This is a genomic window from Adhaeribacter terrigena, assembly GCF_016623615.1.
GTDB lineage: Bacteria > Bacteroidota > Bacteroidia > Cytophagales > Hymenobacteraceae > Adhaeribacter_A > Adhaeribacter_A terrigena.
Genome location: NZ_JAEHFX010000003.1, coordinates 306,407 through 318,490 on the forward strand (window position 1 = coordinate 306,407; position 12,084 = coordinate 318,490).

The 12,084-nt window shown below is 47.1% G+C and carries 6 protein-coding genes; all 6 read right to left on the reverse strand.

Annotated elements, in window-relative coordinates; translation table 11 throughout:
• Positions 1-4 precede the first annotated feature (4 nt).
• Positions 5-5,770, reverse strand: coding sequence for an Ig-like domain-containing protein (locus tag I5M27_RS08070; protein ID WP_200505686.1), 5,766 nt, complete (start codon positions 5,768-5,770; stop codon positions 5-7).
• Positions 5,771-6,292: 522 nt separating this feature from the next.
• Positions 6,293-6,658: a CoA-binding protein gene (locus I5M27_RS08075; protein ID WP_200505687.1), complete on the reverse strand. Its 366-nt coding sequence runs from the start codon at positions 6,656-6,658 to the stop codon at positions 6,293-6,295.
• Between the two features lie 168 nt (positions 6,659-6,826).
• Positions 6,827-8,398 carry an NAD(P)/FAD-dependent oxidoreductase gene (locus I5M27_RS08080; RefSeq protein WP_200505688.1) on the reverse strand — a complete coding sequence of 524 codons (1,572 nt, stop codon included), beginning with the start codon at positions 8,396-8,398 and terminating at the stop codon, positions 6,827-6,829.
• A 124-nt stretch (positions 8,399-8,522) separates the two neighbouring features.
• The gene (locus tag I5M27_RS08085) at positions 8,523-9,185 is read right to left on the reverse strand and encodes a DUF4159 domain-containing protein (RefSeq protein WP_200505689.1); all 663 of its coding nucleotides are present in this window, start codon (positions 9,183-9,185) and stop codon (positions 8,523-8,525) included.
• A 168-nt stretch (positions 9,186-9,353) separates the two neighbouring features.
• Positions 9,354-10,058 carry a 16S rRNA (uracil(1498)-N(3))-methyltransferase gene (locus I5M27_RS08090; RefSeq protein WP_200505690.1) on the reverse strand — a complete coding sequence of 235 codons (705 nt, stop codon included), beginning with the start codon at positions 10,056-10,058 and terminating at the stop codon, positions 9,354-9,356.
• A gap of 383 nt (positions 10,059-10,441) precedes the next feature.
• Positions 10,442-12,055, reverse strand: a complete 1,614-nt coding sequence (gene pckA / locus I5M27_RS08095) for a phosphoenolpyruvate carboxykinase (ATP) (RefSeq protein WP_200505691.1) — start codon at positions 12,053-12,055, stop codon at positions 10,442-10,444.
• Positions 12,056-12,084: the final 29 nt, after the last annotated feature.

The window sequence follows — 12,084 nt, forward strand, 5'->3', positions numbered from 1 at the left end:
AAAATTAACGAACGATGTTGATGTTTCCGGAAAGCGGCGCTTCCGTTTTATTTAAATAAATGATATAGTAATAAGTCGCGATCGGAAGTTGCTCACCGTTCTGAGAAACGCCGTTCCAGGGCTGCGGATAACCGGTTGACTCGTACACTTTCGCGCCCCAGCGGTTGAAGATTTCGATGCGGCAATTGCGGTATTCTTCCAGGCCTTTAATTTCCCAGGTATCGTTTATGCCGTCGTTATTTGGCGTGAAGGTGTTCACGATCTTTATTTTTGGCAGCACAGTTACCGTAACTTCATCAGTAGAAACGCAGCCGGATTCAGAAACAACTTCCAGGGTATAAGTAGAGGTTTTATCTGGGGTGGCAACCGGGTTGGCGATATTCGGATTGCTCAGTCCTTCCGCCGGGAACCACTTGTAGGAAACCCCGCCCTGGCCTTTTAAGGCAGTGCTTTTACCACTGATCACATCCACGTCTTCTCCGGCATCAGCAGTAGCTTCCCGTACGTTCACGTTCACTGCAATTCTGGTACTGGCGCAGCTATTTTGCACGGCTTGCACGTAATAAGTTTTGCTTTTGGTTAAGGCCGGCGTGGTGAAAGAAACGCCTTTACCGATCAACTGACCGCCATTCGCTGTTTCGTACCATTCAAATTCGGATTCGGTGGTATTGTAATTTTGCACCGGCAATACCAGAATGGCAGCCGTACCGGAACAGATATCCTGCGAAGCAATGGCTGGCGGCGATGGGATCTGGTTTACTTTTATTTCAATAGCAGCACTGATATTATCAGAGCAGTAACCGGCGCTAACTTTGCGGCGGAACCACGTAGTTTGCTGTAAAGTACCCGGCTGATAGTCTGCCCCATTGTTTATGCCGGTTGCCGTAACAAAGCTATTAACAGTGCCCGAAGAACTCATTTCCCAAACGTAAGTATAAGAGCCGGAACCGCCCGTTGGAGCAGAGCCCAGCAACACAGCCGGAGCCGAACCCGCACAAATGGTTTGCGCCACACTGACGGTATTATTTGAAATATTGGGGTTAACAATGATCTGTACCACGTTGCTTTCCAAGGTATAAGCACCTGAAATTACGGTTCTCTTAAACCAGGTTGTCTGGGTTAAAATACCCGGTTGGTAGTCTTTCTGACCGGCAATTCCGGCCGCCGTGCTGAATCCTGCATTAGCCCCTGCAGTGCTCATTTCCCACAAATAAGTATAGTTGCCTATACCTCCAATTGGCGTTGTTCCGGCTAAAAGGCCCGGAGCATTGTTTTGGCAGATTGTCTGATTCTGTTGAATTACGTTATTGGCAATTGCCGGAACTACCGTAAGCTGCACCACATTCGAAACCAGTTCACAATCACCGGAGCGAACAACTCGGCGCAGCCAGGTAGTTTGGGCAATGGCACCCGGCTGGAAATGCCGACTGTTGGCTGAAATTCCTGTAAAGCCGGAAGCATTACCTGTTATGCTGATCTCCCAGGTATACGCGTAGTTTCCGTTACCGCCCGTTGGCAAAGAACCATTTAATAAAGCCGGAGTTGAACCACTATAAACTGTTTGTGAAGCTGAAATGGTGTTCGAAGCCAGCGGAGGGTTTACTTCCACTTTCAGGGCGGCAGAAGTCTGCGAACAGTTTCCGGAGAAAACCACGCGGCGGAACCAGGTAGTTTGTTGTAAAGCCGGGGCGGTATAGTGCAGATTCTGATTCGCATTAGGCGCTGGCACGAAACCTTGGTTTGCGCCATTGGTGCTCATCTGCCACAGATACGTGAAGGTTCCGTTACCACCTATTGGCTGCGTGGCATTGATGATCTGCGGCGTATTACCGGCGCAAATGATCTGCGGCTGGGTAGTAATAGTATTCGATATTATTCCCGGAATGACCGTGATTTTTACGCTCGCGCTGTTATTTTGCTGGCAAGAGCCCGAAGAAACCACGCGGCGGAACCAGGTAGTTTGGGTAAGCGCTGCAGGGGCATAATTTACCGCTAAATGATTACCGGCCGCAGGAGCGAAGGTTACATTATCAGTGCTGCTTTCCCAAATGTAAGTGTAAGCACCGTTGCCACCGGCCGGTAAAGAACCGGTCAGGGAAGTTGGGATTTCGCCGGCGCAAATGGTTTGGTTCATGCTGATGAAGTTGTTGGCAATTACCGGCATCACGTTTATCGTTACTTTGCTGCGCACCGTACTGTGGCAGCCCTGCGCATTGATTGCTTCCAGGAAATATTCAGTAGTGTTTTGCAAAGCCGGCGTGTTGAACGTATTTCCGGAGAAAATTGGCTGGCCGCCCGTTGCAGCGTTAAACCACTGATATTGCAGGCCGTTTCCGTTGGCAGTTAAAGTGGCAGTTGCACCCGCACAAATCGTCTGGGCAGTAACAATCGCAGCAACCGGACGGGCAATTACCTGAACTTTCACCGGCTGCGAATATTCGGCGCACGGTCCGGAAGTTACTTTCCGGCGGAACCAAGTCGTTTGCGTAAGCGCAGTGGGCGTGAAATTCACGGTATTGTTAGCACCGGAAACCGAAGTAAAGTTTACAGAATCGGTACTGATTTCCCATCCAAAAGTATAAGTGCCGTTGCCTCCTGCCGGGGCAGAACCGTTAATTTGCGTTGGAATTTCATTCGCACAAATAATCTGATTTCCAATTAGGGCGTTGTTGGTTAATACCGGCAAAACCAAAACGGTAGCTTTTGTGCGGGTAAAACTCGGGCAACCTTCCGCGCTGACTGCCTGCACGTAATAATCGGTTGTAGCTGATAAAACCGGCGTTTGGAAGGTGGAGCCGGTGAAGATCAGGTTTCCGTTTTGTGAAGCATCAAACCACTGGTAAGTACCCGTTGAGCCGCTGGCTGTTAACGTTGCGCTGCCGGAACCGCAGATCGTTGCATTCGCAACTGTTGGGGCCAGAGCAATTGGATTAACGGTTACCTGCACGGCTTTTCTATTGGAAGTTTCGCAACCCTGCGCATTATAAGCAGCCACGAAATACGTTTTAGAAGTCTGAAGCACCGGCGTGGTAAAGGTCGGTCCGGTATAAAGCAGGTTTCCGTCAGTCAGAGCATCGTACCATTCATAGCGCACCGCGTTACTGCTTTGAGCAGTTAAGGTAGCAGCAGTGCCGGGACAGATCGTCTGATTTGCTACAACCGGTACAGCAGGCAGCGCATTTACAGTGATCACTTTCACATCAGAAACCTGACAGTTGCCGTTGCCATAAGTATACGTTAGCGTGTAAACGCCCGGAGTATTTGCCGTGAAAGTTCCGTTGGCTTTTACCAGACTGCTGCCGCTCCAGATTCCGCCGGCCGGCAAACCTTTCAGCAAAACGCTAGGGTTTTGGGCACAAAAAGTCGTGTCGTTCCCGGCATTCGCAACGGGCATGGAAACAACCGTGATTTTTTTCGAAGCCGAAGCAAAGCAGCCGTTCGCGTTTGTGTAGTGATAAATAACGTTGTAAATGCCCGTAGCAGAACCCAGAAAGAAACCGCTGGTGCTGATATTCTGACCAATCCAGCTTCCGCCTTTCGGAAAACCTTGCAATTGCAAACCTTGCGGCGCGGCACAGATCGTAGTATCATTACCGATGTTTACAACCGGTAATGGCAAAACTTCAATTTTAATCGTTTTAGTAGCCGTACATCCAGCTACGGTATCGATGGCAGTAACGGAGTAAGTTGTAGTAACGCTTGGGTTGGCAATAACAGTAGCACCCGAAGTTGTGTTTAAGCCAGCGGCCGGCGACCAGGAATAAATAGCAGCACCGCTTGCCGTAAGCGTGGTAGTTTGTTGCCCGATGCAAATAGAAGTTCTCGTAGCAGCAATATGCAACGGAATGGCAGGTTTTACCACTACAGTGTATTGCACCGTGTCGGAGCAACCGGTAAGCGCATTCGTACCAACAATATTATAAGTAGTGGTTACTGTCGGATTTGCCGAAACAAGATTGCCGGTAGTTTTATTCAGGCCGGTTGCCGGAAACCATTTGTAAGAATTCGCCCCGGAAGCCGTTAAAATAGCCGAACCTTGACCGCTACAAATAGCCGCTACCGAAGATTGTACCGTAATTTTTGGCGCCGGATTGATGGTAATGGTTTGCGTATCGGGCTTGGAAAATCCGCAGGCATTGGCCGCTTGCAGTATCACCTGGTAAACTCCCGGCTGGGCAAATTTGATTTCCGGATACTGACTGGAAACCGAAGTGCCGTTTACGAACTGATAATTATGATTTCCCAGAACATTCCACTGGTAAATAGTAATCGGGCTGCTGGTTTTAAAGGATGGTTTATGCGCCAGATTTGCCGGCGAAAAAGTAACGGTCTGGCTGATACAATACTCCTGCGCAGCCGGTAATGAAACTTCCGGAGTGCTTCCTATTATAATGGTAGTATCTGAAGTGGCAATCTGGCCGCAATAATTCCGGGAAGTGAGTTTTATCGTGTAGCTCCCGGCTTTGGTAAAAATAAGTTCCGGGTTCAAAGAAACGCTATCGGAATTGGTATTAAAACTCCAGCCTTGTTTGGGAAAGATAACCCAGTTATAAGTCAGGTCCGGGCTAACGAATTTATTCTGCAAAACCACGTGCGCGGGTGCGCAGTTGGTGGGGGGGAATTTTACCTGAAAAGCTGCCTGGGGCAGATCTTTCACAATTAGCGTTTTGGCAATTGAATCGGCAGTACATTTGGCTCCGGAACCGCGTGGGGTTACAATCAGCTGAATAATGTAATTACCAGCCTGCGTAAAGTTCAGCATAGGCTGCGCCGAAGCATTATTGGTGCCATTTGTAAAGTTCCAGCCGGTTGCCGGTTTAATGATCCACGCACGCGTAAATCCGGTTGCCATTGTCCCCGTTGCATTGGCATTAAAACCGCCGTTCGAAAAATCAGTTAGTTGAACCGGCGAATTCACGCAGGCAATGCTGTCCGGGTTCATCAGGAAATCTGCTTTGGGCGTAGCCGAGATCCGGATTCCGCCAACCGTAGCCGGAGTGGTGCCGCAGGGGTTGGTAGCAAAAGCAGTCAGGGTAAAAGCGTTGCCCGGTTTCCCCATTGCCGATTTGGTAAAGGTATGGGTAATGGTTTTAGGTAAGTTCGCGTGCGTAAAATGCATCGCCGGGGTGCCATCATCGAACTGAAAAGAGTAAACCGTAGATGGTGTATTTCCAAAGGTATTAATAATATCGAAAGTGAACGTGGCCGGAGCGCAGTCATTCGTGTTTCCCTGGCTGGCTACCCCGAAACTTGGGTTTGAACCATTAAAAACGAGGTATTTTTGGGTGGAAGTACAGCCAGCGGCGTTGGAAACCGTTAAAGTGAGATTGAATGAACCCGGTAAAACATACGTATGCGTGGCCGTGGTGAAATTGCTGCCGTACACGTTTGCCGAACCATCGCCCCAATCAATAGCATATTGGGTGTTGGTGGCTTTGGTTTTGGAACTGTTTTCTACTGTTAAATTGAAATTCGCCGTGCTAAGGGAATAAGTACAATTCATGAAATTATTCACCGTATCCTGCAAAGCTGCATCGGGTGCACCCAGAACGGAAACGGTTATTGGTGCAGCGGTAGCTTTACATCCCAGGGCATCGGTAACCGTTACGGCATAATTCCCATTGGTTTTGGCATAAATGCTTTTAGTAGTTTTACCATTCGACCATAAATAAGCCTGCCCGGTAGTAGCGGTAAGTTGCACACTATCGCCCTGGCAGAGGTTTGTATTGCCGGAAGCTGTGATTAAAGCCTGGCAAGTTTGCGCCTGCACCAGTGGCTGTGAAATGAAAAAGCAAGAAAATGTAAAAAGTAATAATCGTAAGGAGTTTCCCATATACCGTACATCGTTCGGCTGGCGGTACTTTGGTTTTTACTCGAATTCCTGAAATTGAATTTATCAGATAAGAAAGGGGGGTAAACCTGATAAAACGCTAGGAAATCAATACAAAAAAGTGCTGCCGTAAACCTGTTAATTTGCTGTTGATTTAGCCTGTAAAATCTAACTTTTACCATCCGGAAGCTTTGTTAATCAGGGTTGCCTGATTTAATATTCTTTTCCGGAATCTATTGGCAGACAAAACAAATAATGAGTTTGTTCAATGTTTGGTTTTAATTTTAAGTAAAAGGCCAATAGTATTTTTTAGAGAAGGCCGTTAGGTGAAAAGGTATGAGAAAAGGGAAATAAAATCTGTTTAAACTTTAATTTTATTAGAACTTATGAATATGAAATAATGCCGTTGAATAGAAAAATTGAAGCCTGGATGCAATGAAATAAGCAAAAAAAAAGGAGCTACTAGTAGCTCCCGGATGCCAGCATTACCAACGTGCAGGCGTGCATGGTTTCTATTTTCTGATCTTCGGCCATCCTTTCAAATTCAAGGTTTTCGGTGCCGGGATTAAAGATGATTCGTTTGGGGTTCAGCGATAAAATGTAGTCGTACCAGGCGGGTTGGTGCTGCGGCCCCACATACATGGTAACGGTATCTACGCCTTCTATCCTGGGGTTATCTTTTAAATGCTGAATGGGTAGAGTACCAATAGCGGAATGCCTGATCCCTACGGGAACGACTTCATGGCCGTAATTCAAAAGTTTCTGGACTGCTTTGTAGGCAAAACGGCTCGGGTTATCGGTAGCGCCAATTACTACAGTTTTTTTCATAGCGTTATTCGTTTTTTTGCTTCTGAAAGATACTGTTTTCTGGCACAAAGGTTCGGAATACCAGAACGGTTAAGGTAAAAACGCTGAGATCTGCGGGCCTGAATTTTCGTTTTTGGCCCTATCTGCACTAAAGCTAATGCGCCGGCAAAGACGCAAAACTTTGTGTTCCTATTTCAGGATCTTCTCTGCAATTTTCTCGGCGCAGCGTTCTCCATCCATCGCCGCCGACACAATACCACCCGCATAACCGGCACCTTCGGCACACGGATACAGGTTTTTGATCTGCACGTGTTCCAGGGTTTCTTTATCCCGCGGAATGCGCACCGGCGAAGAGGTACGGCTTTCCACCCCGATGATCTGGGCATTATTCGATAAATAACCGGGCATTTTTTTACCCCAGGCCTGAAATCCTTCTTTCAGCCGAAGCGCCAGGTTCGTTCCCAATAATTCGTGCATATCCACCGATTTTAAACCCGGCTGGTAGGAAGTTTCTAACAACATAGCTGAAAGTTTATGTTTCGTGAAATCCTGGAGCAATTGCGCCGGCGCAACCTGCGTTCTGCCCGCCATTGCGCAGGCTTTGCGTTCCAATTCCTGTTGCATCCTCAGGCCGGCCAAAGGACCAAATTGCGCCAGATCCATGTCTTCGGTTTCTATGGCAACTACTATTCCGGAGTTCGCAAATTTAGAATCGCGGCGGCTCGGCGACATGCCATTTACCACCACTTCGCCGGGAGCCGTAGCCGAAGGCACAATAAAGCCACCCGGGCACATGCAGAATGAAAATACGCCGCGCTGCTTGTTATTTAAGTAGGTTTGCTGCACCAGCGCATAACTCGAAGCCGGTAAATATGGTCCGCGGTCGCCTTCGCAGTGGTATTGAATGCCGTCTATTAAACTTTGCTGATGCTCTACGCGCACGCCCATGGCAAACGGTTTGGCTTCTATCAGCACATTTTTTTCGTGCAGCAATTCGTAAATATCGCGGGCGGAATGGCCGGTTGCCAGGATCACACTTTTTCCTTCGTAAACCGTACCATTTTGCGTTACCACGCCTTTTATTTCATTTTTTTCAATGATCAGATCGGTCACGCGGGTTTCGAAATGCATTTCGCCGCCGGCATTTAAAATGGTTTCCCGCATGGCCTGCATGATAACCGGTAATTTGTTGGTGCCAATGTGCGGGTGCGCATCGAAAAGAATATCCTTCGTGGCGCCGTGCTTTACTAAAATGTGCAGGATGCGGTAAAGATCGCCGCGTTTTTTAGACCGGGTATAAAGCTTACCGTCGGAATACGTGCCGGCACCGCCTTCGCCAAAACAATAATTCGAATCGGGGTTTACAACATGCTCTTTATTGATGGCGGCCAGATCACGGCGGCGGGACCGTACATCCTTTCCACGTTCTAAAATAACCGGTTTCAGACCTAATTCGATGCAACGCAAAGCGGCAAACAATCCGGCCGGACCGGCGCCCACGATCACCACTTTATCTTTATGGCCGACGTTTGGGTAATGGAAATCAGGAATTAGGGCTTCGGCAGGAGGGTTTTCGGTGTAAATATCGGCCCGGATGCGCACACCAACTTTGCGGCCACGGGCATCAATCGAGCGTTTAACTTTGTGCAGGAATTTTACTTCTTCTGCGTCAATACCCGAAGCTTCGATCAGTTCCTTTTCTAATTGCGTGGCATCAAAGGCAATTTCCGGCGGAAAAACTAGGTCAAGTTCTTTTTTCATGAAAAACGGTAAGGTATTTAGCCTTAAAAGTCAGGTAATAATCTAAAGGTCCGGATCCGGAATTTAGTTCGGCAAATTTACAGAATATTCTTCGGCTCCTGAAATGGGAGAAAACCCAGGTTTTTTAATACTGCGTAAGTGCGAAAGCCAGGATATTAGCTCCCATTTTCAAGGCGGCTTCGTGTTTTTCTACCGGGTCGTTATAGATTTCCGGATCTTCCCAGCCATTGCCTAAATCAGTTTCATAGGTGTAAAAGCAAACCAATCTTCCCTGGTAGAAAAGGCCAAACCCCTGCGGCGGCTTATTGTCGTGTTCGTGAATTTTTGGCAGCCCTTTGGGGAAAGCGTATTTCTGGTGGTAAATGGGGTGGGAGAAAGGCACTTCCACAAAATCCAGATTCGGGAACACTTTTTTCATTTCGCGGCGTACAAACTTATCCATGCCATAGTTATCGTCAATATGCAGGAAACCGCCACCGGTTAGATACTTGCGCAGATTTTCTGCTTCAGCCGCCGAGAAAACCACGTTGCCGTGGCCGGTCATGTGTACAAACGGATACTCCAGCAATTCTGCACTGCCAACTTCCACCACTTTTTCATTTTTATCGATGTTCAGCTTTAAGTTGCTGTTCGCAAAATTGATCAGGTTGGGCAAAGAGGTTTTATTCGCGTACCAGTCACCGCCGCCATTGTACTTCAGCTTCGCGATCTGAAAGCTCGGTTTCTGCGCCAAAACGCTATAGAAAACGAGGCAAAAAGTAAATATGGTTAGAAGAAGCTTCTTCATTTTTGGTTCAGGTTTTATTGAAATATACGAACTTACGCTTCATTAGTCATTCCTACTTTTGGAGGAAATGAAATTCGGCGCAGCCAATCTTGCTCAGTTTAAAAGCTGCGATAGTTCCCTCGCCGCAATCTCGGGATGACCAAATAATGATTGACAGCAAAGTAATAACTAACGCAGCAACAGGTTTAGTGTGTGGCAGGCCACCAAAGCGGCCGTTTCGGTTCTCAATCTGCTTTCTCCCAACGTAACCGGTTTAATTCCTTTATTTAACGCCAATTCAATTTCTTCCGGCGAAAAGTCTCCCTCCGGACCGATGAGTACACAATAGCTTTTGCCGGACGTATTTATCTGCTTTAGATCCTGGCGGTTACCTTCTTCTAAATGAGCAATGTAAGTATTGTAAACGGTATCTGAATTAGCTATAAAAGTCTTGAAAGGCGTGAGTTCATTCAGCTTTGGCAAATAGGCTTTCAGGCTTTGCTTCATGGCGCTGACGGCAATTTTTTCCATGCGGTCCAGCTTCAGTTCCTTGCGTTCCGAGCGGGCACATTTCAGGAAACTGATCTCATCGATGCCAATTTCTACTGCCTTTTCTACAAACCATTCCATGCGGTCCAGGTTTTTGGTTGGCGCTACAGCAATGTGAATGTAGAAGGGTTTTTTACCGAATTCCGATACCGTTTTTACAACTTCCAGCTTACAGCGTTTCGGGTTCGGATCGGTTACTTTTGCTTCATACAACCCACCTTTCCCATCAACCAACTGTACCATTTCTCCGGTTACAAGACGCAAAACCCGGATCGCGTGCTTCGATTCTTCTTCGCTTAAGGTATATTCGCTACCGGAAATATCAGGGGTATAGAAAAGGTGCATGTGTTTTTTATTCTCTGAATTTGTATTCGTCAGATTTTGGGGTTTTAGGATTCAAATATCACTTTAAATAAGAATCTTTAGGTAATAAGAAACTCCATATAAAAATGGAATTAACCCTGACTTCCTGCAGGGTTAAAATTAAACCATTAAATCGGCTTTAGCCAAAATACTTTTGCAGAGAATTGCATTTGGCTAAAGTCAGCAGTTCAAAAAGCAAAACCTACCTGCTTGGCTCAATTAATTTGTTTGTTTCAATTCTTAAAACCTTGTTCATGGAAAACCTAATCCAATAATCCTATAATCTGGCGAATCCACATTCAGACAAACAAAAAGCCCTGCCGTTTTCACAGCAGGGCTATTAATATTTAATTCAGAAGCTGAAATTAAGCTTCTACCGCAACTTTGGGAGCACCGGCTAAGATATCTTCGCTTGCGAAATCGGCGTATTTGCCCATATTTTTCACGAATGCGGCCGCCAGTTCATTAGCTTTGGCATCGTAAGCATCTTTATCGGCCCACGTGTTGCGCGGGCTTAAGATCTCTGCTGGCACGTTCGGGCAGGATTCCGGCATAGCTACACCAAATACAGAATGGTTCGTGAAATTCACGTTCTCCAGTTCGCCGTTCAGGGCAGCCGTGATCATAGCTCGGGTATAAGGCAGTTTCATACGGGAACCTGTGCCGTAAGCACCACCAGTCCAGCCGGTATTGATCAGCCAAACGTTTACCTTGTTCTCGTCCATTTTCTTACCTAACATTTCTGCGTATTTGGTTGGGTGCAACGGCAGGAACACCGCGCCGAAGCAGGCAGAGAAGGTAGTTTGTGGCTCAGTAACACCAACTTCTGTACCGGCTACTTTTGCAGTATAACCAGAAATGAAGTGGTACATGGCCTGGCTCTTGTTCAGTTTCGAGATCGGAGGCAATACCCCGAATGCATCGGCGGTTAAGAAGAAGATGTTCTTAGGAATATCTGCTACAGAAGGCTCAATCGCATTGTTGATGAAATTGATCGGATAAGCAGTACGGGTGTTTTCAGTTACCGATTTGTTTGAATAATCCGGCGTGCGGGTACCTTCAAAGAAACGGGTGTTTTCCAGGATCGAGCCGAATTTAATGGCATCCCAGATCTGTGGTTCTTTCTCCTGAGAAAGATCGATCACTTTTGCGTAGCAACCACCTTCAAAGTTGAAAACGCCTTTTTCTGTCCAGCCATGCTCATCGTCGCCGATCAGGCCGCGGTTCGGGTCTGCAGATAAAGTTGTTTTACCGGTACCGGAAAGACCGAAGAAAATAGCGGTATCGCCTTCTGCGCCCACGTTTGCGGAGCAGTGCATGGATAAGGTATTTTTTTCGTGCGGTAAAATATAGTTTAACACACCGAAGATACCTTTTTTCATTTCACCTGCGTAACCTGTACCACCGATCAGGATCATGTTCTTGGTGAAGTTCAGGATCGCGAAGTTTGCCTGGCGTGTGCCGTCTACTTCCGGATCGGCCTGGAATTCAGGGATACAGATAATGGTAAAGTTCGGAACGTGGTTAGCAATTTCCTCGTCGGTTGGGCGCAGGAACATGTTGTTGCAGAAAAGATTCTGCCAGGCCTGCGTGTTTACGATGCGCAGATCTAAACGATAATCCGGATCGGCGCCGGCAAAGGCATCGCGTACGTAAATCTTTTTCCCTTCCAGGAATTTGATCATTTTAGCCTGCAGCTTGTCGAATTTATCAGCATCGAATGGGATATTGATATCACCCCACCATACTGAATCGGCAGTTTTAGCATCTTTTACTACGAAACGGTCCTTTGGAGAACGGCCGGTGAATTTACCTGTATCGCACATCAGCGCGCCGGTATCAGATAAAACGCCTTCACCATTTTTCAGTGCTTCTTCTACCAACTCCGCCGGGGTAAGGTTCCAAAGTACGCTTTCCGCCTGTACGATACCAATGCTCTCGAGGCCCACTTTGTTCGATTTTCTGCCAGATTCTTTCATGAGAATATGTAAGGGATTTAAAGTATTTA

What these genes read in the sequence shown, in the direction of transcription:
- I5M27_RS08075 (WP_200505687.1), bottom strand. Translation starts at nt 6,658, where the DNA reads ATGAAAAAAACTGTAGTAATTGGCGCTACCGATAACCCGAGCCGTTTT.
- I5M27_RS08085 (WP_200505689.1), bottom strand. Translation starts at nt 9,185, where the DNA reads ATGAAGAAGCTTCTTCTAACCATATTTACTTTTTGCCTCGTTTTCTAT.
- pckA (WP_200505691.1), bottom strand. Translation starts at nt 12,055, where the DNA reads ATGAAAGAATCTGGCAGAAAATCGAACAAAGTGGGCCTCGAGAGCATT.
- I5M27_RS08080 (WP_200505688.1), bottom strand. Translation starts at nt 8,398, where the DNA reads ATGAAAAAAGAACTTGACCTAGTTTTTCCGCCGGAAATTGCCTTTGAT.
- I5M27_RS08090 (WP_200505690.1), bottom strand. Translation starts at nt 10,058, where the DNA reads ATGCACCTTTTCTATACCCCTGATATTTCCGGTAGCGAATATACCTTA.